Genomic DNA, 19716 nt, shown 5'->3' with positions numbered 1-19716 from the left:
CCCTAGCAGAAAACGGCACGCCCCGCAGGCACAAAGCCCAAAGCTTTCGATGCACTTGCCGCGATTTTGCCATGATCTGCAAAGCCTTGCCTTGCACACACCAGATAAATCCTTGCAGACCCTTTTCTTTTTCACAAACTGAACCCAACTGTATAGAAACCGCGACGGGCCGGATCGGCCCCCGAAGCCGCGCCTCCCAACAAGAAGTTTCCCATGCAGTACTCGCTCCTCGATCTGTCCCCGGTTCCCGAAGGCCATACCGCCGCCGAGGCGCTTGCCAACACGCTGGACCTTGCCCGACATGCCGAGGCTTGGGGCTATCACCGCTTCTGGCTGGCCGAGCATCACAACATGCCGGGGATTGCTTCGGCGGCCACCTCCATCGTCATTGGCCATGTTGCGGGCGGCACCAAGACCATTCGCGTCGGCGCGGGCGGCATCATGCTGCCCAACCATGCGCCCTTGGTGATTGCCGAGCAGTTTGGCACCCTTGCCACGCTCTACCCCGACCGTATCGACCTTGGCTTGGGCCGCGCCCCCGGCACCGATCAGGGCACAGCACGCGCCCTGCGCCGCCATATGGAATCCTCGGATCAATTCCCCGAGGATGTGCTGGAACTGATCAACTACCTTGACGCGCCGCACCCCGACGCCCGCATCCGCGCGGTGCCGGGCGAGGGCACGCAGGTTCCGGTCTGGATCTTGGGCTCCAGCCTGTATGGCGCGCAACTCGCGGCCTATCTGGGCTTGCCCTATGCCTTTGCCAGCCATTTCGCGCCCGCCATGCTGGCGCAGGCGGTGGAAACCTACCGCGCCACGTTCCGCCCATCGCAATGGCTCGAGAAGCCGCATTTCATGTTGCTCGCAGGCATTGCCGCTGCAGAGACCGATGCCGAGGCGGAATATCTACGCTCGTCGCAAGTGCTGGCCTTCTCGCGGCTGCGCACGGGGCGCCCCGGCAAACTGCCGCGCCCGTCGCATGATCTGTCCGAGGTCAGCCCGCAAATGCGGGCCGAAGTCGAACATGCCCTGTCCTGCGCCGCCGTCGGCTCGCCCACCACCTTGCGCGGCCAGTTGGCCGGGTTGATCGAAACCTATGCCCCGGATGAGATCATGCTGACCGGCATGATCCACGACCATGCCGCGCGGCTGCGGTCGTTCGAGATCGCGGGCGAGGTGATGCGCGGGCTGAACGGCTAGGCGGGGTCTAATCTCACGTAGTGTAACGTGGCGGAGGCCATCGCCTTCGCCATGCGGTGCAGGGGTCGCTGAAACCGCCGGGCCTCAAAGGCCCGGCCAGCGCCCGACCCGCCAATGGCGGGCGCTTCTCGCCCGCCGGGTCGGGCACTGGCCTCAGTGGGTTTCAGGCGTCCCCGACTACAGACTGAAACCGCACACGCGGGCGGGGAAACGCAATGCGTTTCCTGTCTCCGCCCGGACTGTCTGCAAGCAAGTGCTTGATTACCTGTGCGTCCTACGGTGCTTCCGCGCGCAGCACCTCTGCCACCGCCTCTTGCCGCGCTTGCACAGCATAATCTAGCGCGGTTGACCCCGCAAAACCCTCATCCCGCAGGTTGGCATCCGCACCACGCTCCAGCAGCAGCGTGACCACATCCAGCAGCCCCAAAGCCGCCGCCACATGCAGCGCCGTCAGCCCTTGGGCCGATGCCGCATTGATCTGCGCCCCAGCCTCCAGCAGCGCGTCGATCAGCGCCAGCGGATCTTCCGGCGCATCGTCAAACTCATCCACCGCCGCCGCGCGCTCCACCGCCGCTTGCAGGGGCAGGCGGCCCGCCTTGTCGCGGCTGGCCAAATCCACGCCCTGTGCCAGAAACCAGTGCAGGCTGGCCAATGAGCCCAGATCAATCGCATGGAACAGCCAAGGCTGACCGCTTTGCGCGTCAATACTGGCGGCGAACTCTGGCCCCAACCCAACCAGAAAATCCACTTCGCCGGTTTGCAGCGCCTCGATGACCTGATCAGGATCGGCGATCGGCGCGGCGGAAGGCTTGGCAGGCGGCAGGGCAGGGGAAACCGCACGCAGTTGCAACACGGCCCGTCCGGCAATCCGCCAGACCAGCCGCAGCCAGAACAGGCCACGGCCGCGCAAATCACCCAGAGGGGCTGCGAAAGACCGGGGTTTCAAGGGTGGCTTATCTGTCATCCCGCCACCATGCCACGCGCGGCAAAGCTTAACAATTTCCAAACGGCAGAACACCAAGCGTTTGATTTCATTGCTGCGAAAAATGGTCCCACACCGGGACTGTCACGATTTCCGCGCAGCCAAGCCCCAGACCACCGCCAGAAAGCTCGACAAGATCGCATTCCACCCCGCCATCGACACCCCCAGCATCGCCCACGGCACCGCATCGCAACGCACCGGCTTGCCGACCACAATATCGGTGTTCAAAAGATCGCCCGCGCTCACCCCCTGCAAGGTATCAACGGTGCAGGTCGCGAGCCCCGCGAACCAGCCGAGTTCAACCCCGGCATGGTAAAACCCGATCCCCGCCGTGGTGGCCGCCGCCAGCATCCCCAGCAGCGGCAAGCCCGCGCCCCGGCTGCGCAGCGCCAACAGCCCGATCAGCACCGCCACCCCATGCGGCCAACGCTGATAGATGCACAGCACGCAGGGTATCAACCCGCCCGCATACTGGAACGCCAGCGCTCCGCCCAACAACAAGGCCGAGCCGAGCGTGGCGATCCAGATCAAGGAATTTCGCGTCATCAAAGCCTCACATCATCCGCGTGGCCAGCCAGATCAGCCCGCCCACCAAGATCAACCCCGCCACAATCGCCGTCATCCGCCGCTCAATAAAGCCGGTCATCCGCACACCATAGCGCTGCAGCGCCCAAGCCAGCAGATAGAACCGCCCGCCGCGTGCCACGATGGCCGACAGGATGAACCATTTCAGATCGAATGACACCACCCCTGACAGAATCGTGACCACCTTCATCGGCGGCAAATGCGTCAGCCCCGAGGTGATCAGCATCACCAGAATCGCCAGATCGCCGGTCTGCGATTTCAGCGTCTCGAACGCCGCCAGCTTGCCGTAGAACTCCAGCGCCGGACGCGCCAGCAGGTCAAACGCATAATGCCCGATCAGCCAACCGAACACCCCGCCCAGAACCGAAGTGATCGTCGCAATCAACGCATAGCGCCACACCCGATCCGGGCGCGACAGGCACATCGGAATGAACAACACATCGGCGGGGATCGGAAACACCGAGCTTTCGACAAACGACACAGCACCCATCGCAGGCTCGGCATAGCGCGAGCCTGCCCAACGCAGCGTCCAGTCATATAGCTTGCGAAACATCAAAGCCTCCGCGTTTTGGCTTCAATGGCCATGCGGGGGCTTGGGGTCAAGGGGGCGCGCAACCTGTTTGCACTTCGGGCGTTGACGGATAAGTTACCAGCATCACGAAGGGGGACATCGGATGGAATGGCGCGGACGCAGAGGCAGCGGCAATATCGAAGATCGGCGCAGCATGCGCGGCTCGCGCGGGGCCAGCATTGGCGGCGCGGGGGGCATCGGTGTGATTGCCGTGGTGGTGATCGGCTATTTCCTGGGTATCGACCTGACGCCATTGCTGAACGATGGCCAAACCCAGACCCAGCAGTCCGGCGCGCCGGTTGAAATCAGCGAGGCCGATCAGCAGGCGGGCCAGTTTGTCTCGGTCGTGCTGGCCGATACCGAAGAAATCTGGGCGAACATCTTCAAGCAGCAACTGGGTGAAACCTACACGCCCGCGACCTTGGTGCTGTACAAAGGCATCACCCGTTCGCCCTGCGGCGATGCCTCGGGGGCGACGGGACCGTTCTATTGCCCCGGTGACAAGAAGGTTTACCTCGACACCGATTTCTTCACCACCATGTCGCGGCAATTGGGCGCAGGCGGTGATTTCGCCATGGCCTACGTCGTGGCGCATGAGATTGGCCATCACGTGCAGGACGAGCTGGGGATTCTGAGCAAGGCCAACGAGATTCGCAGCCAATCATCCGAGGCCGACAGCAACGAAATCTCGGTGCGCATCGAATTGCAGGCCGATTGTCTGGCGGGCATCTGGGCGCGCGAAGTGCAACAGACCTATGGCGCGATCGAAAAGGGCGACTTTGACGAGGCCATCAACGCCGCCAAGCAAATCGGTGACGATACCTTGCAGCGCAACGCGGGCCGGGTGCCGATGCCGGAAAGCTTTACCCATGGCACCTCGGCGCAGCGCTCGAAATGGTTCATCACCGGGCTGAAGTCTGGGCAGCTCAGCGCCTGTGACACGTTCCGCGCGAATAGCCTTTAACCGGGGCGCGCGGCGCGCAAAGCCTGTTGACGCCGCCACGGGGCGCGGCTAAACCGCGCCTCAGAGGGGCTGTATGGCCCTGACACTTCGGACCGTTTGCGGTCGCTACCGCGAAGTGTGCAATGTGCGGGCGTGGCGGAATGGTAGACGCGGCAGACTCAAAATCTGCTTTCGCAAGAAGTGCCGGTTCGAGTCCGGCCGCCCGTACCACTCAATTTCCCTGTTTGGGCGCTATTCAGGAAAAATAGGGAAATTTGCAGCTGCGAAACCTTGGGTTTTCCGTAAATGATTGCCAGCGCGCCCAATTTGGCCCTTTCTGTTACGCATGAATTCCTCACGTGCGTAATCATGGCCAGCTTCCGAAAACTCCCATCAGGTAACACCCGCGCCGAAGTGTCCCGTCAGGGCAAAAGGGTATCCAAGGTATTCCCGACAAAGCAAGCTGCAAAAGAGTGGGCGGCGCGGCAGGAATTCTTGATTCTGGATGCTGTCGATAAGCCTGTCGATCACGGCACATTCGCCCAGGCGATGGATCGCTACGCCCGCGAGGTCTCGCCCACCAAGCGCGGGGAGTGGTGGGAGGTGTTGAAGCTGGGCAATTTCAGCAAAGACCCTATCGCCGAAACCAACATGGCAAAGCTGACGCCAGAGTTGTTTGCGCAGTGGCGCGACAAACGATCAACGCAGGTCAAGCCCGCGACGGTCGCGCGCGAGATGCAGTTGATGTCGGCGGTGCTGAGCTGTGCGCGCCGAGAGTGGGGCATGATCGCGGTCAATCCGATGTCTGACGTGCGCCGCCCAAAGAAGCCGGAATCGCGCGATAGATTGCCCACGGATGATGAGCTGGCGCGGCTGGCGCACGCCGCTGGCGATGATCTGACCACGGCCACAGCGCGGGCTTTCCATGCGTTCAAATTCGCGCTGGAAACGGCTATGCGGTCTGGGGAGATCGTGGCGCTGACCCGCGATCGCATCGACCTGAAGCGGCGGGTGGCCAAGCTGACCCACACCAAGAATGGCCGGTCGCGCGAGGTGCCGCTGTCGTCGGAGGCGGTACGGCTGATTGAGGCGCTGCCGCAGGATCTCGACCCGGTGTTTGGACTGGATAACCGGACGATTGATGCGCTGTGGCGCAAGGTGCGCGACAAGGCGCAGGCCGATGGGCTGAATTTTCACGATAGCAGACACGCGGCGATCACGCGGCTTTCGACAAAGCTGGATGTGCTGGCGCTGGCCCGGATGGTCGGGCATTCTGATCTGCGGATGCTGCAGGTGTATTACAACGAGAGTGCAGAGAATTTGGCCAAGCGCCTAGATTAGGTTACTCATGTGACGAAAAATCGGGTTCCTGTTGGCCTAATCTGCAGCGCTGCCAATGGTAGGTAGAGCGCGTAGATGCGCCAATGTAAACTCTATGACGATGCAAGGTCTAAAAATGATCCCGATCGCGAACAGCGAGTTCGACACGACTGCGCATTTGGAGCAAATAAGAATCGGAGGCAAGCACTGAAATCTGCGTAATAGAGTTTGCCTAGAAAAATTTTACAGCAGGGATTTTGCTACAATGTCAGTTCGCGCATGGATGTTGATGGGAGTATTGGGATTGATTGGATTTGCTGCTCTAGGGCAGGAGAACAAACAGCCCATGCCAGGTAACGAAGAAAGCGGTAGCCAGACAGATGGTAGCCAGGATCGACCTCCATATTTTCGATTGCCGGTTGTTATCTTCGATACAGATGAACAAGCCCAAGCTTCCAGGGATGAGCAGGAGAAAGCCCAGCAACACGACGCGAGTGACCTTGTCGCCCAGCAGAGCGTAGCCGACAGTACCAAGATTATTGTATACTATACCAAGTTGCAGTTCGTCTTGGCTTTGATTGGCGCTTTGGCTCTCATCATATCTCTCGAACTGAACCGCAGGGCTACCAGCGCCGCTATCGTAAGCGCGAAGGCAGCTAGGCAAGCTATTGATCAAGAGCAGGCCAATGCACAACGCGCCCTCCGCGCCTACGTTACTCTTGGAAAGGCACAGATTAGTGGTGTCGACGTCGGTACAGTGCCACGCTTTGATCTCGATTTGGTCAACACCGGCCAGACCCCCGCAAAGAAATTTTGGGTCCGTTATCGGGTGTACCTTACTCCAACGGACCCCTTTAACACAGCCGTCACTGAAATGAGAAATTCTAACCCCAAGGGTGATTTGGGGGCTGACAGAACATGTTCAATAAGCTGTCCCTTGAAAAGTGAAATCACTGAAGAAATTATGATCGCCATCAACAGCGGCAAAGGGTTCCTTTGGATTTGCGGTATCTACGGATACTTCGATGTGTTCGGCGTACAGAGGCGAGGGGTGTTCAAACTGGTCGCAACCCCAAACGGCAGCAACGGTTTCGGGCTTTCAGTCGGCCCAAATAACAATCGAACAAGCTAAGGCTATCAAGATTGTCTTTCCCCGCGTTCAACGTTTGGTGAGGTTGATAATTTAGGCAGAAGCGACGCATATTGACGCCGCAGAGATGACAGAAGCCACGATGGGAAGTCGGCATAACCTTATTCAATTGCAATCAATTTTTGTATTTGGCGGCGAGGTTTCATGGTGACTTGATCATCAGCATAGAGCCTTCGCGCTTGGTTTCCAGCTTGCCCGCGCGGACCCAGTTGCGAATCGTCTTTTCAGACTTGCCGAGGCGGGCGGCGTAGTCGGTCAGCGGTTGCCACTGTGGCAGGGGCGTGACCTTTGCGCCCGTCAGCAGGCGGGTGAGTTCTCGCACCTCGGCGCGCAGGGCTTGAAGCTCGCCTTGGTCAACGATGAGCATAGTGCGCGGTTCGAGCATCATTTTACTACCAGGTTGTTGCGCCAGTCAAAGAAGCCCAGGGCCCCTTTGACCGGGATGAAATCGACCGGCTGCACATTGCGCAGCACAAAGCCAAAGCGACCAAAGAACCACGGGCTCTCGCTGGTCTCCACACAATCCACGATTTCTGCGGTGCCAATGATGCCGCCACGATGAAAATCATCGGCAAGCTTTGGAGGCATATTGTCTCGACCGGTGATCCGAGTAACCTCGTAGCAGTCCAGTAGGTATTTTACAGGCGGGAGAGCCTTAGCCGCATGGATGCAGATCAGCCCGCGCTGCTTGGTCGGCCTAGAGCGGTTCTCGATGTCTTTCCCGGCGTTGATGATTGCCCACGCCCACGGCTGCCGGATTGACAGGGCAAGTTTTGGAAGGTCGGTCATTTGTTTGCCATCTCCAACAGCACATCGGCGTGGCAAGGCTGGCCGGGTTTGCACCAGCAGCACAGATCATGGCCGCGTAGGGTTTCAAAGTTTGCAAGGATCAACTGGCGTCTGCCATAAAAATGGTCGGTCAGATCGCGCTTGCCAATTTCGGTGAACATGGCCTGATCGGGCATCCGCAGTTGCCAAACGTCAGACCCTGTCAGCCAGAGTCCATAGAGAACGACGGCTTCCGCCTGCGACAATGGTGCGTCGAGGTTGTACCATGTCGATGGTGCCTCTAACCCTCCCGGATTGCCCACAAGCCAAGGGTTGCCATAAATGCGCCCCTTGCCGCGCGAGACGATGATTGCGCCCTCGGGTTTCCGCCAGCCTTTAGTGCGGAAAAGGGTGATGCGCCGGGGGGTCATGGCTGCACCGCCGGGAAGTCTTCACCGCAGAGCGTCTCGCCCTTTTGCAGGGCGGCTGTTGCGCCCTTGATTGTCAGGCTGAAGGTGTCTTGCCCGCCCAACCCGCCTTCGCCCAGCCTGACGGTCGCCAAGCCTGCGGCGACCATGGCTTTCCATGCGGGATGGTCTTTGTGGCCCTTACCGGCACAGAAGCGGTTGCGGTAGGATCTGTTTTCGCGGTTTGGCAGGCCGAGGGCGTGGCGGGCGAGGGTGATCTGTGCGGGGGTCATTCTGCCACCTCGGGGAATTGCGACCATTCCACGCCATCCAGTTTGCGGCCTGCACGCTTCTTGCCAATTTTCAGAAACTCTACGTGACCGGGCGGATACCTAGTCGACCGTGCATCTTCTGGACCAATCTGATCTGCGGCCCACTCGCCCCACTGCTTGAACAGGAACGGCACGCCAGCGGCCACGCATTGATCGCGCAGGCTGCGCGCCCAGTCGGGGTGCATTGGGCGGGCGTGGGGGCCGCTTTCGCCTCCGCAGATCACCCAGTCGATGCCCCACTCGCTGCCGACTCCAGTGTAATCGCAGCGGGAACAGCACTCATATGCACCTGTATCTGTATCCATTCGCAGGCCATCTAGCGAGGCGGGGCAGGGCAGGCAAACTAGGCCGTCGAGCGTCAAATCCACCGGGCCCAGCAGCGGCTCGGCGCTGATGCCCCGGACGGCGGCAGGACAGGCCAGTAGCTGAGGGATGCGCTCATTGGCGCTGGCTTGGTCACTGACCGAAGTCAGCATCCAGACGTTGGACATGGGCCAATGACGATTGCTGGCCTTTGCGTCGGCCTCATCGCCGAATAGGTGGCCAGCCATGCGCGCCACGTTCAGGCGGCGCGCGCCGTCGCAGGTGAGGCCCATGAGATATTCACGCGCCCGCTCGGGGCGTTTCGTCAGCACCTGAAACGTGTGCTGCGGGGCCAGCGCCATCACTGCGAAAACCTTGTCGATCCATTCATCCGGCACTTCAGGGTGGAACAGATCGCCGTGGGCGCAGACGAAGATCCTGCGGGGTTTCTTCCAGCGCAGGGGCTGGTCTAGCCATTGCTCGTTGAATCGCACCTCGCCGGTGAACTTGGACTCGCCTGCCGCGTTCTTGCGGGCAAGGCCCTCGCGGCTGGGGTGGTTTCCGATGGCGGGCCAACTGGTGATTAGGTGGGCGGCGTAGCAGTGGCGGCAACCATCATCGACAAGCGTGCAGCCGGTGATCGGGTTCCAAGTCGCATCGGTCCATTCGATCAGGGATTTGTCAGCCATGTTTGCGCGTCCTGTTCTGTTTGCGGGCGGCTTTGATCTTGCTGCGATCCTTGGTTGCAGCCTTCGGCTTGACGGTGTTATTGGGCGATGGCGTCCGCTGATAAATCTGCGACGGGCGCCAAGCTTCTGATGCCAGGATCGCGGCGGCGAATGCCGCGAAGTTGGGGTGCAATTTGGTTCCCATGATCATCACCCCTGCGGATAAAAGCGGTGGCCAGTGATGCGCTGCGCGCCCTCATCCGACTCGGCACAGATTTGGTAGGTGTCGTCGCCAAGCTGCTTGAGCCAGTGTGTCTGAACGTTAGGCGGCCAAGAGCATCCGGTATCGGCCAGCCCCGCCTCGGTGTATCCCGTCTCTTCCTCTACCGCGTCGAGGGTGATCAGCGCGGCGACCTGATGCGGATCGACCTCGCCCCACACAAATGCGGCCCAAGGATAGCCGTCTTCGTCGGTGAAAATGATCAGATCGTGTGCGGATGGCATGATCAGTCCCTTCCTTGCAGGTAGTGAAACCGATTGAGGAACGCCGCGTAAGCTTCTGGCGGCGTTAGGTATTGGATGTTCGGCGGTTCACCTGTTGCGGCGATACCTGGCCACGGGTGATCATTCAGCATGCAGAGGCGCTGTTCGTGTGCCAGCATCTCCATATCCGCTGCTTTGACATGATCGTTGCCGTCAGCGGATAGTCCAAATTGCGCAAGAATGGCGCGCTCAACCCGGCGCTCGATCTTCTTGTAATCTGGCAGCAGGCTTTTCAGGGGTCGCGAAACATCGCCCATCACCGCCTCGGCTGCATCGTGCATCAGGGCGGCGAAAGCGTGTTTTGGCGCTACACGTTGGCTGCACAGGATGGAATGCTCGGCGACCGAATAGAAAGTGTGGCACTGGCCTGTGAAGCGGCAGATGTGGGCCAGCCCATGCGCGATATCCCCGATCGTGACCGGGGTTTCCTCGGGCGCTTCGAAGTCGAAGTAGCGGCCAGACTGCAGCAGTATCGTGGGGCCAACCATATGATGTATTCCCGTCATGCTGCTTTCTCCTCGGGCTGGGCGATCTCGATGGCGGGCCATTGCAGTTCGGCGGGCAACCACTGGTCGATGCGGGTGTTCTGTTCGCGCGAGAGGCCGATGGCCTCGCGGTAATCGGCGCTGTTGAACAGTTGGTGCAGCGCCTTGGCTTTGTCGGCCTTTTTCTGGGCGCGGAACTTGGCATGGTCGAGTACGCGTTCGTCTGGTACGAGGTCGCACCAGATGTCATCCAGCACCGACACTGGCAGACGGCTGAAATAGGCGCTAGCGGTGGGTGTCCAGATCGCGCGGGGGTTTGTGCCGGCGATGTCTGCCAGCATCGGGCCAAGATCGTTGTCGCCGATCAGGCGGGCGAGGCCGCGGGCCAGCAGGTCGTTGCGGTGTTTTTTACCCAAGGCGCGGAAGGCAGTGAAGCCCTGGGGCGACATGCGGCCCATGGTTGCGTGTTGGGCATTGTCGAGTGCCAGCAGGTGATTGGGCGGTGTGAACCCTTCCGACTTTTCAGGCTCGACCGTTTGGGGGTTGGCCGTAAAGTGGATCGGCGACGAATAGGCCATCAGTTCACCTGAAAGCTTGTAGGCCAGCAGATCCAGCATCAGCTCGGCCCGCTCGCCGGCATGCAGTTGCAGGTCAGCCAAACGGATGCGCTTCAGGTCTTCGAGCAGGCTGGCCGACAGGGCGCGGCTTTCGGGCTTGGGGGTGGTGGCGGTGCCGCCTTCGGCTTCATCGTCGCCCGCAGCTTCGCGGTTGGGATCATCCTGGGCGCGACGGTAGGGGCCATAGGTGCGAAGGGCGCCGTGGTCATCGACGTAAAGCCAGAGGCCCGAAGTCGCGATATCGTCGTCGCTGTAATCGCCTTCGGCACGCGCAGACACATCCTCGAACCTGGCCTGATCCTCATCTGACAGATCGCCCTGTTCTGCCATGTCTGACAGTCGATCGAGATCTTCGATATCACCGTCGGGCAGTTCACCGGGCACCCGTTTGATGGGCTGCATATCGCGGCTGGCGGTATAATCGGGGTATGCAGCAGTCCAATGCTGCACCCATTTCCAGCCGGTGGATTGTTCGCCCGCTGCGGCCTCGGCAAGTTTGGTGGAGAACAGCGCGTCGAGTAGCGGTTCATCCAGCAGCCGCACGCGATCGGTGAACAGATCCTCAAGCACCCCACCGCCCGCATTACGGTAAGCTTGCAAGCCGACATAGATCGCCCGGCGGTCACCAGCGCTGATGCTTGCCGCCGCCAGCCTGTTGCGGATGTCTGTGGCGCTGGTTCCCCAATTCGACGTGGTGACGCGGGCCAGTTCCGCAATAAGCGCTTCATAGCTGCGGGCAGTGGTCAGGGCGCCAGCTTGATCGAGGCTGATCGCTCCTTCCCGCAAGGCCGACAATGCCTCATCCGGCAACTGTGCCAGGCGCAGGCGCTGACGCACATGTTGATCGCGCACGGCGAAAGCCGTCGCGATCTTGGTCACGTCAGCACCGGATGCGGCCATGCGGGCATAGGCGCGGACTTCATCAGCTGGGTGCAGCGCCTGGCGGGCGGTGTTCTCGGCGCTGGCCCAGAGGCGGGCCTGATCTTCGCTGAGCGTGACGCGCACGGGAACATTCGTGGCAGCGGGGTCGCGACCGTCACGCACGGCCAGCAGCATCAGCGCACGCAAGCGCCGGCCGCCCGCGACGATGCCGACCTTGCCATGGGTCTGCTCAGGGTTTGTGACATCTGCATAGCCAGCAAGGTTCTGCAGCAGGCCCAGCTCGCTGATGCTGTCGGCCAGCGCCGCGATATCCTCGGGCGGTGGCTCGGATCGGACATTGAGCGGGTGCATGTACAGATCCGAGAGCGGGATCATCATGGTGGGGTGGCGGGCGGTTTCGGACATTGGCAGGACTCCTCTGGCCATTGGGACGCCAGCCCGAACATGGGCTGGCGGAAAATGGTCAGGAGATTGCGGTGCGATGCAGACGATTCCGCAGAAGATAGCCTTCGAGTGCCCAGATCTTTTGGCGAGCATTCTCGCGCGCGATCCGCCGACCGATTGCCTCGTCATAGTTCTCAGGGCTGGCCGCAGCACTTTCGCCGGTCACGGTAAAGCCGTTCTGCAACGTGAGGCAGCAGATCGTTAAAGTGGTGCCGGGAAAGCGGTGGTAGTCTTCGCCAGAGATCGTTGCATCAATGTCTGCGGGCGTAATGCGCGGAGCTGTCAGGCCTTTCGACTGGATTTCGTTTTCAATCGCTGCTTCATCATTTGGCATCTTGGTTCTCTTATCGTTGCATGTGAGTGCGCGGTGGTGCCCGACCGCGCGCGGGTGATCAGGGCTTGGCGGACTTGCTGCCCACGAAAACGCCAGCCCCAAAGACGCCAAGGGTGCTGATGAAATCGAAGGCGAAGGGCATCACCATCTGCGCGATGATCACGCCGAAAGTGATGGCCAAGCCCGCCGCCCAAATGCTGAGTGCGCCCATTTTAGGCCGCCATCAGCCGGTTCAGATCGACGTTGGCCAGCTTTGCCAAGCGATCCAGAACGATCTTTTCCTGCGGCTCGACTTCGCCATCGCCTTCGGCCACGTCCAGCGCTGTCAGCACCACGGCTTCGGCCATGTCGGGGTTCTTCAGCACTTCGCCGACTTCATCCCAGAGGCCAGCGCGACCGACACGGCCACCGCCAGCACGGGACAGCATCTTTTCCATGGTCTGCTCGATCATTTTCTGATCGAAGCCTGCCGACAGCGCCTTGTTCGCCGCAACCGCCTTGATCGTGGCCTTGATCTCGCCATCCTCGATTTCGCCATCTGCGGCGGCCACCAGTGCAGCTGCGGCGCAAACCGCTTCCAGAAAATCGGTACGCCCGGAAAACTTCTGCGTCGCCTCGGCAGCTTTGCCTTTCAAAAATCCAAACATTTCAGTCTCCATGTATTGCCGGGTGCCGCCCGGCGCGGATGGCTTGAGCCTCAATTCTGCGATCAAATGCGGGCCAGTGGAGGCGGCGGGCTTCTTCGCAGGTGCGGCGGATGATTTCGGCGGGCAGGATCGGTTTCAGGCCGTGGCCACCGCATTCATTGCATTCGACGTAGATGTGGCGATGGTCAGTGATCGGCCCAAAGTCGTTGGCGCGGGGTTCAAGCGCCTCGCGGCGCAGGGCGCAGGCATCACAGGGTTCGCAATTGCCGCGCAGGTTGTGGTTGACCATCGGCTGCCCATCAGTTCACTTTTGGAACGGGTGACGTGCCGGAGTCATAATCGTCGTCGTCGATCAATCCTGCCTCGACCCAATCGGCGCCAAGCTCGGACATCGCATCAAAAACGAGATCATAATCACTGATCTCGCCGGCCATTTCTGCCATGTCGCCATCAAGGCAAATCAGCAGATATTGCAGTCGTGTGCCGTGTGCCGTCTCGTGTTCATCGAGCTTGGTATTGATCAGTTCGCTGATTGCGTTGACCAAAGCTGCAAAGTTCGGGTCACGCTGTTCTGTGTCTGCCTCTCGGAGGATGTCCACCATCACCCGGCACTCCTGGCGGCGGCTTCGGCCAGCAAGGCTGGCAGGGCGGCAGTGACCTGCAGCAGCATGCCATAGCCGCCGATGGCGAGGCCCACGAGGATGGCGGCGGCGGTGATGTTGCTGGCGATCCGGGCACGGGCGCGCAGTTCGGCGCGGCGCGCGGCGCGGTTGATCAGGGCTTGTGGAGCGGTGAGGTCAATCATGCGTCATCGCCGATCTGGGCAGGGCGCGCGTGCAATACGCAGGCAATGGCTTCTTCATCGGTCAGCAGCTCGATGATGATGATTTTGCCCATCGGCGTGCCATCGGGAAAAATACCGCGATCTGAACATGGATCTACCACGATACGCCTCGCTATGGTGCCGTCGATGGGCAGTTGCAGCGGAAAGCCGACCATCACGCACCGCCGATCATCGGTTGCACGGCAGAGGCGGCGCGCATGGCGCGTTGCATGCGGCAGATGCGCAGCTGGTCAATCGTCTGGCCGCGCAGGCCTTTCAGCGTTGCCCAGGCATTCGCGCGCAGGGCGTCCTGGTTATGAAATCGCTCGGGCGTGCGGACGACATAGAGCGCATCGGTCACAAGGCGTGGCTGCGCAGCGGGCGGCGGGGCAGTAGGGATATTCGCGGACAAAAGGGCCTCCATCGGGTTGCTGTAAGTGGTGGAAAGAAGTAGATTCGGTGCGAGCCGCCCTGCGCCACAGAGCGACCCGCCATACCCCCTTGATTTCAAAGCCAAAGGAGGCATGTTCATGACTGAAAAGAAGATTTGGGAAACCAAGCCTGCGCCGATCGCGGGAAGCGAACAGCGTGGAGTTACGCCAGCAATAATCGCTGACCCACCTCGGCGGGTTTGGAACGGAGCAGAGCCCGCGTTTAAGCCGGCAGACCCAAAGCCGCCCAGCAAAGAATAGTTATGTTCGGCTAGAAGCGGATGTTGACCCGCTTGACCTGATCGGACGGGATGTACGTCATGCGTGCGCCCCATGTGTCGTGGTTGATGTTTTGCCGCACCTGCTCGGAGCCATCCGGCATGCGTTCTTCCTCCACCACCATGATGATTGACCCATCCGAGGCCAGATACAGACCATTGAAGGGAGCATTGGCAAATCTGGTGCGGTCGTTCAGGTATAGAATGCGACCGTCTGCCGTATGAACCGAGATCTGGTTGGTTGCCAAGTTCGGGTAGCTGACGATTTTGTCCCATCCAAAGGATAATCCGTCCTCGGCGTGCAGGCCGATGGACTTCGCAGCCCACTGCCATGCTTCCAGCGCCCAGCCCCGCCAGATCAGCGCTACCCCAAAGGCCATCATCACGCCAATGATCGCGTTTGCAGCAACCGGCCCCGTTCCGTTTATCAGAGGCAGCAGGGCGGGAAGCCCAAAGGCCATAGTCAGAAAAGTGATTTCGCTGATGCTGTGGCCGCGCCTGCGGCCTGCATATGCGGTGACGTAGGCCAAGAACCCGACGCCGAGGCCAAGTTGAACTGTAAAGGGAAGGGTGGTCCAGTTCATCTGCGTTGCTCCGGGCAAGGGATGGCGGCTTCGCAAGCCTAACGTGGCTTTCCGCAAAGCGCATCCGTGTTGTGGCGATCGCGGACAAAAGGGCCTCCATCGGGTTGGTCGATGGAGTATGTGTTGCACGATGTGCAACTATACGCAAATGAAAAGTTGCACATCATGCAACAACAGCTTCACGAAGCTTTTCGAGGGCGCAGAATCACTTTGCGCTTTAGGGAAAGTTATTGTGATTGCTTTGGGCGGAGATGCGATCGTTTCAGCGGTTTAAGCAAGCCACCGTGTACCGAGTTCTAAACCGATCACTTTCCCGAGTTTGAGCGGCTTGGGTAGCTTTTCTTGGCGTTTCAAAGGCTGCTTTAATAGCAAGGTCGATGTCCAGCTCACCAGTCGCCATCGTAGCTTTTTTGACTTGCTTTGGAGACTGGCCCATCTGACGGGCGAGCATCACATTGGCGGCGGCCGCACCTTCGTTTTTGCAACTCAAAAGACGTGTCTCTTCAGCTAGTTCGCCCATAGCGGAAAAGTCTGTACCGCCAACTACCAGTTCCTCCGCACGCGCATCGGCTGCCATCAGGGCCAAAAGAACGCAAAATGTCGATTTCGAATCACGCAAAATCAAGATGTAGTTCCTTTCCTAGTCATCGCCATTTTTTTGCGCAGGCCTAGCGGCTTGCGTGTTCACGGCTTGTTCACCATAGTTTGAGTGCATTCTTGGGGAAATGTAACATGACTGAGGAAGAGTTCGCTGAAAGTGTTTCCAGGCTAACAGGTGAGCAGATCAACCGTCTGATTGAGGAAATGAGGCTGGCTGGATTTCTGCCTGCTTTACCATCCGAACCAAGAGCTCCCGAACCTCAGGGCGTGCATTGCGATAGGCGGTGACTATTTCCCGCTCAGCTTCCTCGCGCTCTTCAGAGAACAGGTCATAAATCGTCACTCCGAGGGCTTCCGCACAAAGCATGTAAATCTTGATCGTGGTGCCGCCGAATAGCTTCTCTGCTCGACTGATGGTTGCCTTGTCCTTGCCGATCATGTCGGCAAGGGCCTGCTGGGACAAGCCTCGAAGGTTTCTGATGCGCGCCAAATTCATGTCTGCATGATCCACGATTGGGTCAAAAGTGAAAAGTGCATGGTGTGCAACAAAACATCTTGATGTCTGTTGCATGACGTGCAACAGACTGGGCTATGGAAAAACTTTCCCAATATCTTAGCTCCAGCGGCAAAACCCAACGGCACTTCGCCGAAGAAGTTGGTGTTGATAAGAGCGTGATGTCTCGCTTCCTGTCGGGGAAGGCGAAACCTGGCCGCGAGGTCGCGGTTAGAATTGCTCGACTGTCAAATGATGCAGTCCCAGTAAGCTCATGGTCATCCGCTGAGCCAAGTTCGCCCCCTGCAGAGGACGCAGCATGAGTATGCAAGCGTCATTCTTCGATAGGCGGCTCCCAGTCATCCAATCCGATCTGGCGCACGTCTCTGCGTGCATCCCGTGTGGTCAAATGCCCCCCCAAGCGACGGCGGCTGTCAGCGGGGCGTCTGCCGGTGCCGTTGAACGCCAGTGGGTGACAGCCGAGCATGGCTCCGACCAACCAGCGCGGGTGACCTTCCGCCAGCAGAAGTTGCGCGGTTTGCAGTTCCTTGTCGGTGAGCGTGCCGTGGTGGACTTCGACTTCGTTCAACAAAACCCCCGTAGCGGGGTGCGGTCTCATAGCCATCTCTCTTTCCATCTTTTTGGGGATGGCTATGCGCGGCAGGGGGCTTCCGACCCTCTGCCGCAACCATCGACAGTTCGTGGTTTGCCAAGCTGCGGGGTGATTCGAGTCGTGTCAAGCGCGCGTTCCTCTCGGGATAATTTGCAACTTGGTGCCTGCCCGCAGGTCCCGCCCGCCTCGGCCCTGCAACCTGCGCCTGTCGGCGGGGCAGGGAACCTGCCGCCGCTCAACAATGTCCCTTCTGTTCTGGTGATCTGATGCCATCGCGCCGCCCTTTCCTGATATTTTCGTCTGCCAAACCTGCGCCACCTCGGCCCCAAATGTCTTTGGCAAATGGATTTGGGCGCGGCCAGCTGGCTCCGGTTGGCGGGCGTGGCCGCGGTGCGGCGGCGCATCGGCGGGTGTCGGTGCATCCGGCGATGGCCATGCGGCCGAATTTTCAGGTGTGGTGGTCGGCCCTGGTGATGCGCAAGTGCGGGTCGGCCAATGCCATCGCGCGGCAGTTCGAGGTCACGGATATGACCGGGCTGAACTGGTTGAACGGTGATACCTGCCCGGAAGGCTGGGCAGTGTTCCGGGCTCAGCAATGGTGGCCGGAAGAATTCAAACTGGATGGGGGCTGCGATGCGTAACCCCATTTTTACGCTGGGCACAGTATGCGTTCCTGCCACTGATCGGCGCCTTACCGGGGAGGCGGGGCGGCCCGTCAAGCGTGCCTCCCACGTTTCCTTGTTGGACCTGCGGGCGGCTGGCTTTGGCTGGTTGCCCGCGTCTTTTGAGAGCAGGTTTCAGCGGGCGGCTCGGGGAGCCGTTTCGCGCCTGATCGGCCTGACTGTCTCGGGCGATCAGAAGACTGGTGCGGGCCTGCCAGCCCGCGCCGCATTTTATTGCATCCGCATGGCATCCTCCTCCCGCCCTGCGGCCAGCGGCGGTGACGCGCACCTCCTCCCGCGTATCACCGCCGCGCCAAAGATCGGATGGGCAGCATGAGCGATAACGCGGCAAAAATCGATATTGTGACGGCTGCTGCAAACTTGGAGCGCGCCGTTCAGGCTCATGCAGAGGCTAAGCGCGCGACAGATACTGCCAGACGCGCAGAGACGGCAGAACTGAACTTTCTCAATGAAGCGCAAAAGGCCTTTGATGAGGTTGTGGCGGACATTCGCAAAGCCGCAGGTCACCGAGACAGCGCCTGGTCTAACATTCGGCAGCAGGTGATCCGTCATGACGTCGAATGAAGGCAGACTGCATCTGTCGACCGGAACTGACCCGGACATGGGGCAGGTTGCGCGGACGTTGCGGACTGCCGCGGCTGTGCATTCGGCAGCTGGTTCGATTGTCCTTCACGTCTCGCCATCGCTCGCACGCCGTCTTGCTCATCACCTCGATGGTGGAGGCTTTATCGATGCTCGCAAAGACGTTGCCCGCATGCTGACGGCTGAGCACGAGGAGTGGGTGACCAAGTGCCAGGGCATGATGAAGGATGCCCGCCGCAACAATCGTCAGGCGCAGATCACATTGGGTTTGGCGTTGGCGTTTTTAGCCCTCGGCGCTGGTTTGATTTTCTGGGCCTAGCGCCCGCGGTGCCTGCCCGCTGTGCAGGTTGATGTTTCAGGGGGTTATGATGGATCTGACGAAGATGAACCGCGGCGACCTGGATGCGCTGATCCGCAAGTTGCATGTGATTTCGAGCGCAACCGATGTGCTGGCGCTAGGCGGTCTTGAACCGTCGATCTGCCTGACCGGCGAGGCATCTGTCATCACGGTGGAGCCGATCCTTTCCTTCGGGCCGGTGGCGGAAGTTGCGTTGTTTGAGTTTGGAATTGATTTTGCGGCACCAGAGCCGTTGCAGGTGTCCGAGCCTGTTGAGGCAGCGGCACAAAAGCCGGGTGCCGTCGGCCCGCGGCTCTACCGCCCGCATCGCGGTAAACCTGCAACCCTCCAAGATCCGCAGATGAAGGAAGAACCCGCCGAACTCGATCTGGTGTCCGGCCCGGTGACGAATGCCGAACGGCAGCAGATCGAGGCGCTGCATAAGCAGGGCATGAGCAATGCCGACATCGCTAAGCGGCTGAACCGCCATGGCAGCATCATCGGCACCTGCATCTATCATTTGAAGCGGCAGGCCAAAGCGCCTGCGACTGGCAAGCCTGCGGCCAAACTGATCAATGAAGAGGCGGCGCGCAAAGAGGTGGTCTGCCTCGCAGGGCAGGCGGCGGATACACCGCGCGCCGAGTCAGCACAAATTCAGAAGCCGGGCGGAGATCAGGGAGGACTGCAGCAGCTTCGTCCTGCGGAGAATGACCCTGTGCAATCCGGTGCGAGGGATGGCCAGTTGGCCGCTATCGCACCGGATGAAGCCGCCCCGGCCTATACGGGGGAGACCAAGCGGATTTGGGAACATGTCAAGGCGCTCGGGTTTCCGAAGGGCTGGGATGCCGAGCTTGATCTTGAGGCAGTCGAGGCTTTCGGACGCGGCATGAAGCTGGATCGTCTGGCGCTGGATCTGGATGTGGATGCCAAGCTGATCCGCGACCGCTACGCCGCGCTGACATCCTGCATCCGCGATGAGCGCGGGCACATGTCGATCGACGGGCAAGAGAAGCTGGTGCGGATTGTGCGCGACCGACTGAAGGCCTTGCGGGCGGGTGCCAAGGCAGCCTGATCGACGCGGCGCAAGATCGCAGTTTCAAAGCAGATGACG

Annotated in this window: 33 protein-coding genes and 1 tRNA gene; 10 read left to right on the top strand and 24 right to left on the bottom strand. The window is 60.3% G+C overall.

What is annotated here, in order from left to right; all coding sequences use genetic code 11:
- The first annotated feature begins 213 nt into the window (after positions 1-213).
- Positions 214-1200, top strand: a complete 987-nt coding sequence (locus ACFOGH_RS05860) for an LLM class flavin-dependent oxidoreductase (protein WP_380072130.1) — start codon at positions 214-216, stop codon at positions 1198-1200.
- Between the two features lie 274 nt (positions 1201-1474).
- Here the strand turns inward: ACFOGH_RS05860 and ACFOGH_RS05855 are convergent, their stop codons facing one another.
- The 3 genes from ACFOGH_RS05855 to ACFOGH_RS05845 form a co-directional block, all read right to left on the bottom strand.
- On the bottom strand, positions 1475-2164 hold the full coding sequence (locus ACFOGH_RS05855) for an ankyrin repeat domain-containing protein (RefSeq protein WP_380072129.1): 690 nt from the start codon (positions 2162-2164) through the stop codon (positions 1475-1477).
- 102 nt (positions 2165-2266) lie between these two features.
- Positions 2267-2728, bottom strand: coding sequence for a disulfide bond formation protein B (locus tag ACFOGH_RS05850; protein ID WP_380072128.1), 462 nt, complete (start codon positions 2726-2728; stop codon positions 2267-2269).
- A gap of 7 nt (positions 2729-2735) precedes the next feature.
- Complete coding sequence (locus ACFOGH_RS05845; protein ID WP_380072127.1) at positions 2736-3320, bottom strand: YqaA family protein; 585 nt, start codon at positions 3318-3320, stop codon at positions 2736-2738.
- A 121-nt stretch (positions 3321-3441) separates the two neighbouring features.
- Here ACFOGH_RS05845 and ypfJ point away from each other — a divergent pair, with 121 nt between their 5' ends.
- The 4 genes from ypfJ (at position 3442) to ACFOGH_RS05825 (ending at position 6733) form a co-directional block, all read left to right on the top strand.
- Entirely contained in the window at positions 3442-4302 is an 861-nt protein-coding gene (gene ypfJ / locus ACFOGH_RS05840) for a KPN_02809 family neutral zinc metallopeptidase (protein ID WP_380072125.1), read from the top strand.
- 126 nt (positions 4303-4428) lie between these two features.
- Positions 4429-4512 (top strand) — tRNA-Leu (locus tag ACFOGH_RS05835).
- A gap of 264 nt (positions 4513-4776) precedes the next feature.
- Positions 4777-5622 (top strand): tyrosine-type recombinase/integrase, encoded by an 846-nt coding sequence (locus ACFOGH_RS05830; RefSeq protein ID WP_380072124.1) that lies wholly within the window; start codon positions 4777-4779, stop codon positions 5620-5622.
- Positions 5623-5866: 244 nt separating this feature from the next.
- Positions 5867-6733: a hypothetical protein gene (locus ACFOGH_RS05825; protein WP_380072123.1), complete on the top strand. Its 867-nt coding sequence runs from the start codon at positions 5867-5869 to the stop codon at positions 6731-6733.
- A gap of 160 nt (positions 6734-6893) precedes the next feature.
- Here ACFOGH_RS05825 and ACFOGH_RS05820 read toward each other — a convergent pair whose 3' ends face one another.
- From ACFOGH_RS05820 to ACFOGH_RS05725, 20 genes are all read right to left on the bottom strand, one after another.
- The gene (locus tag ACFOGH_RS05820; RefSeq protein WP_380072122.1) at positions 6894-7139 is read right to left on the bottom strand and encodes a hypothetical protein; all 246 of its coding nucleotides are present in this window, start codon (positions 7137-7139) and stop codon (positions 6894-6896) included.
- Positions 7136-7540, bottom strand: a complete 405-nt coding sequence (locus ACFOGH_RS05815) for an ASCH domain-containing protein (RefSeq protein WP_380072121.1) — start codon at positions 7538-7540, stop codon at positions 7136-7138. The genes ACFOGH_RS05820 and ACFOGH_RS05815 overlap by 4 nt, the downstream gene beginning before the upstream one ends.
- Positions 7537-7950, bottom strand: coding sequence for a DUF4326 domain-containing protein (locus ACFOGH_RS05810; protein ID WP_380072120.1), 414 nt, complete (start codon positions 7948-7950; stop codon positions 7537-7539). The genes ACFOGH_RS05815 and ACFOGH_RS05810 overlap by 4 nt, the downstream gene beginning before the upstream one ends.
- Positions 7947-8219, bottom strand: a complete 273-nt coding sequence (locus ACFOGH_RS05805; RefSeq protein ID WP_380072119.1) for a hypothetical protein — start codon at positions 8217-8219, stop codon at positions 7947-7949. Before ACFOGH_RS05805 ends, ACFOGH_RS05810 begins: the two co-directional genes overlap by 4 nt.
- Entirely contained in the window at positions 8216-9250 is a 1035-nt protein-coding gene (locus tag ACFOGH_RS05800) for a phage Gp37/Gp68 family protein (protein WP_380072118.1), read from the bottom strand. Before ACFOGH_RS05800 ends, ACFOGH_RS05805 begins: the two co-directional genes overlap by 4 nt.
- Entirely contained in the window at positions 9243-9434 is a 192-nt protein-coding gene (locus ACFOGH_RS05795; RefSeq protein WP_380072117.1) for a hypothetical protein, read from the bottom strand. Before ACFOGH_RS05795 ends, ACFOGH_RS05800 begins: the two co-directional genes overlap by 8 nt.
- A gap of 5 nt (positions 9435-9439) precedes the next feature.
- Positions 9440-9733, bottom strand: a complete 294-nt coding sequence (locus ACFOGH_RS05790; RefSeq protein WP_380072116.1) for a hypothetical protein — start codon at positions 9731-9733, stop codon at positions 9440-9442.
- 2 nt (positions 9734-9735) lie between these two features.
- Entirely contained in the window at positions 9736-10260 is a 525-nt protein-coding gene (locus tag ACFOGH_RS05785; RefSeq protein WP_380072115.1) for a hypothetical protein, read from the bottom strand.
- Between the two features lie 14 nt (positions 10261-10274).
- Entirely contained in the window at positions 10275-12161 is a 1887-nt protein-coding gene (locus tag ACFOGH_RS05780) for a ParB/RepB/Spo0J family partition protein (RefSeq protein WP_380072114.1), read from the bottom strand.
- Positions 12162-12219: 58 nt separating this feature from the next.
- Entirely contained in the window at positions 12220-12534 is a 315-nt protein-coding gene (locus tag ACFOGH_RS05775; protein ID WP_380072113.1) for a Gp49 family protein, read from the bottom strand.
- A gap of 58 nt (positions 12535-12592) precedes the next feature.
- Entirely contained in the window at positions 12593-12745 is a 153-nt protein-coding gene (locus tag ACFOGH_RS05770; RefSeq protein WP_380072112.1) for a hypothetical protein, read from the bottom strand.
- Position 12746: 1 nt separating this feature from the next.
- Positions 12747-13181, bottom strand: a complete 435-nt coding sequence (locus ACFOGH_RS05765; protein ID WP_380072111.1) for a TerB family tellurite resistance protein — start codon at positions 13179-13181, stop codon at positions 12747-12749.
- 1 nt (position 13182) lies between these two features.
- A complete protein-coding gene (locus ACFOGH_RS05760) occupies positions 13183-13470 on the bottom strand; it encodes a hypothetical protein (protein ID WP_380072110.1) in 288 nt (95 codons plus the stop codon).
- Between the two features lie 10 nt (positions 13471-13480).
- Complete coding sequence (locus ACFOGH_RS05755) at positions 13481-13786, bottom strand: hypothetical protein (RefSeq protein ID WP_380072109.1); 306 nt, start codon at positions 13784-13786, stop codon at positions 13481-13483.
- Complete coding sequence (locus tag ACFOGH_RS05750) at positions 13783-13986, bottom strand: hypothetical protein (protein WP_380072108.1); 204 nt, start codon at positions 13984-13986, stop codon at positions 13783-13785. The genes ACFOGH_RS05755 and ACFOGH_RS05750 overlap by 4 nt, the downstream gene beginning before the upstream one ends.
- The gene (locus ACFOGH_RS05745) at positions 13983-14180 is read right to left on the bottom strand and encodes a hypothetical protein (protein ID WP_380072107.1); all 198 of its coding nucleotides are present in this window, start codon (positions 14178-14180) and stop codon (positions 13983-13985) included. The genes ACFOGH_RS05750 and ACFOGH_RS05745 overlap by 4 nt, the downstream gene beginning before the upstream one ends.
- Entirely contained in the window at positions 14180-14365 is a 186-nt protein-coding gene (locus tag ACFOGH_RS05740) for a hypothetical protein (protein ID WP_380072106.1), read from the bottom strand. Before ACFOGH_RS05740 ends, ACFOGH_RS05745 begins: the two co-directional genes overlap by 1 nt.
- 341 nt (positions 14366-14706) lie before the next feature.
- Positions 14707-15297 carry a hypothetical protein gene (locus ACFOGH_RS05735; protein WP_380072105.1) on the bottom strand — a complete coding sequence of 197 codons (591 nt, stop codon included), beginning with the start codon at positions 15295-15297 and terminating at the stop codon, positions 14707-14709.
- Positions 15298-15559: 262 nt separating this feature from the next.
- Positions 15560-15922, bottom strand: a complete 363-nt coding sequence (locus ACFOGH_RS05730) for a hypothetical protein (protein ID WP_380072104.1) — start codon at positions 15920-15922, stop codon at positions 15560-15562.
- A gap of 159 nt (positions 15923-16081) precedes the next feature.
- The gene (locus ACFOGH_RS05725) at positions 16082-16408 is read right to left on the bottom strand and encodes a helix-turn-helix domain-containing protein (RefSeq protein WP_380072103.1); all 327 of its coding nucleotides are present in this window, start codon (positions 16406-16408) and stop codon (positions 16082-16084) included.
- An 80-nt stretch (positions 16409-16488) separates the two neighbouring features.
- Between ACFOGH_RS05725 and ACFOGH_RS05720 the strand changes: the two genes are divergently transcribed.
- The gene (locus tag ACFOGH_RS05720) at positions 16489-16713 is read left to right on the top strand and encodes a helix-turn-helix domain-containing protein (protein ID WP_380072102.1); all 225 of its coding nucleotides are present in this window, start codon (positions 16489-16491) and stop codon (positions 16711-16713) included.
- 11 nt (positions 16714-16724) lie between these two features.
- On the opposite strand, the gene ACFOGH_RS05715 is transcribed toward ACFOGH_RS05720, so the two are convergent.
- A complete protein-coding gene (locus ACFOGH_RS05715; RefSeq protein WP_380072101.1) occupies positions 16725-17009 on the bottom strand; it encodes a hypothetical protein in 285 nt (94 codons plus the stop codon).
- 323 nt (positions 17010-17332) lie between these two features.
- Here ACFOGH_RS05715 and ACFOGH_RS05710 point away from each other — a divergent pair, with 323 nt between their 5' ends.
- The 4 genes from ACFOGH_RS05710 to ACFOGH_RS05695 all read left to right on the top strand — a co-directional run bounded on the left by ACFOGH_RS05710 (position 17333) and on the right by ACFOGH_RS05695 (position 19677).
- A complete protein-coding gene (locus ACFOGH_RS05710; protein WP_380072100.1) occupies positions 17333-17644 on the top strand; it encodes a hypothetical protein in 312 nt (103 codons plus the stop codon).
- Between the two features lie 354 nt (positions 17645-17998).
- Complete coding sequence (locus ACFOGH_RS05705) at positions 17999-18250, top strand: hypothetical protein (protein ID WP_380072099.1); 252 nt, start codon at positions 17999-18001, stop codon at positions 18248-18250.
- Positions 18237-18587, top strand: a complete 351-nt coding sequence (locus ACFOGH_RS05700; RefSeq protein WP_380072098.1) for a hypothetical protein — start codon at positions 18237-18239, stop codon at positions 18585-18587. Before ACFOGH_RS05705 ends, ACFOGH_RS05700 begins: the two co-directional genes overlap by 14 nt.
- Positions 18588-18636: 49 nt before the next feature.
- On the top strand, positions 18637-19677 hold the full coding sequence (locus ACFOGH_RS05695) for a helix-turn-helix domain-containing protein (protein WP_380072097.1): 1041 nt from the start codon (positions 18637-18639) through the stop codon (positions 19675-19677).
- Positions 19678-19716: the final 39 nt, after the last annotated feature.

The organism is Cypionkella sinensis, from assembly GCF_042646385.1.
GTDB lineage: Bacteria > Pseudomonadota > Alphaproteobacteria > Rhodobacterales > Rhodobacteraceae > Cypionkella > Cypionkella sinensis.
This window is presented reverse-complemented; position numbering and strand designations above follow the sequence as displayed.

Coding starts and splice junctions, on each gene's coding strand:
- ACFOGH_RS05800 (WP_380072118.1), bottom strand. CDS start 9,250: ATGGCTGACAAATCCCTGATCGAATGGACCGATGCGACTTGGAACCCG.
- ACFOGH_RS05745 (WP_380072107.1), bottom strand. CDS start 14,180: ATGGTCGGCTTTCCGCTGCAACTGCCCATCGACGGCACCATAGCGAGG.
- ACFOGH_RS05765 (WP_380072111.1), bottom strand. CDS start 13,181: ATGTTTGGATTTTTGAAAGGCAAAGCTGCCGAGGCGACGCAGAAGTTT.
- ACFOGH_RS05775 (WP_380072113.1), bottom strand. CDS start 12,534: ATGCCAAATGATGAAGCAGCGATTGAAAACGAAATCCAGTCGAAAGGC.
- ACFOGH_RS05850 (WP_380072128.1), bottom strand. CDS start 2,728: ATGACGCGAAATTCCTTGATCTGGATCGCCACGCTCGGCTCGGCCTTG.
- ACFOGH_RS05785 (WP_380072115.1), bottom strand. CDS start 10,260: ATGGTTGGCCCCACGATACTGCTGCAGTCTGGCCGCTACTTCGACTTC.
- ACFOGH_RS05815 (WP_380072121.1), bottom strand. CDS start 7,540: ATGACCGACCTTCCAAAACTTGCCCTGTCAATCCGGCAGCCGTGGGCG.
- ACFOGH_RS05705 (WP_380072099.1), top strand. CDS start 17,999: ATGAGCGATAACGCGGCAAAAATCGATATTGTGACGGCTGCTGCAAAC.
- ACFOGH_RS05855 (WP_380072129.1), bottom strand. CDS start 2,164: ATGACAGATAAGCCACCCTTGAAACCCCGGTCTTTCGCAGCCCCTCTG.
- ACFOGH_RS05700 (WP_380072098.1), top strand. CDS start 18,237: ATGACGTCGAATGAAGGCAGACTGCATCTGTCGACCGGAACTGACCCG.
- ACFOGH_RS05715 (WP_380072101.1), bottom strand. CDS start 17,009: ATGAGACCGCACCCCGCTACGGGGGTTTTGTTGAACGAAGTCGAAGTC.
- ACFOGH_RS05820 (WP_380072122.1), bottom strand. CDS start 7,139: ATGATGCTCGAACCGCGCACTATGCTCATCGTTGACCAAGGCGAGCTT.
- ACFOGH_RS05770 (WP_380072112.1), bottom strand. CDS start 12,745: ATGGGCGCACTCAGCATTTGGGCGGCGGGCTTGGCCATCACTTTCGGC.
- ACFOGH_RS05750 (WP_380072108.1), bottom strand. CDS start 13,986: ATGATTGACCTCACCGCTCCACAAGCCCTGATCAACCGCGCCGCGCGC.
- ACFOGH_RS05735 (WP_380072105.1), bottom strand. CDS start 15,297: ATGAACTGGACCACCCTTCCCTTTACAGTTCAACTTGGCCTCGGCGTC.
- ACFOGH_RS05805 (WP_380072119.1), bottom strand. CDS start 8,219: ATGACCCCCGCACAGATCACCCTCGCCCGCCACGCCCTCGGCCTGCCA.
- ACFOGH_RS05860 (WP_380072130.1), top strand. CDS start 214: ATGCAGTACTCGCTCCTCGATCTGTCCCCGGTTCCCGAAGGCCATACC.
- ACFOGH_RS05795 (WP_380072117.1), bottom strand. CDS start 9,434: ATGGGAACCAAATTGCACCCCAACTTCGCGGCATTCGCCGCCGCGATC.
- ACFOGH_RS05790 (WP_380072116.1), bottom strand. CDS start 9,733: ATGCCATCCGCACACGATCTGATCATTTTCACCGACGAAGACGGCTAT.
- ypfJ (WP_380072125.1), top strand. CDS start 3,442: ATGGAATGGCGCGGACGCAGAGGCAGCGGCAATATCGAAGATCGGCGC.
- ACFOGH_RS05825 (WP_380072123.1), top strand. CDS start 5,867: ATGTCAGTTCGCGCATGGATGTTGATGGGAGTATTGGGATTGATTGGA.
- ACFOGH_RS05810 (WP_380072120.1), bottom strand. CDS start 7,950: ATGACCCCCCGGCGCATCACCCTTTTCCGCACTAAAGGCTGGCGGAAA.
- ACFOGH_RS05780 (WP_380072114.1), bottom strand. CDS start 12,161: ATGTCCGAAACCGCCCGCCACCCCACCATGATGATCCCGCTCTCGGAT.
- ACFOGH_RS05720 (WP_380072102.1), top strand. CDS start 16,489: ATGGAAAAACTTTCCCAATATCTTAGCTCCAGCGGCAAAACCCAACGG.
- ACFOGH_RS05695 (WP_380072097.1), top strand. CDS start 18,637: ATGGATCTGACGAAGATGAACCGCGGCGACCTGGATGCGCTGATCCGC.
- ACFOGH_RS05760 (WP_380072110.1), bottom strand. CDS start 13,470: ATGGTCAACCACAACCTGCGCGGCAATTGCGAACCCTGTGATGCCTGC.
- ACFOGH_RS05845 (WP_380072127.1), bottom strand. CDS start 3,320: ATGTTTCGCAAGCTATATGACTGGACGCTGCGTTGGGCAGGCTCGCGC.
- ACFOGH_RS05710 (WP_380072100.1), top strand. CDS start 17,333: ATGTCTTTGGCAAATGGATTTGGGCGCGGCCAGCTGGCTCCGGTTGGC.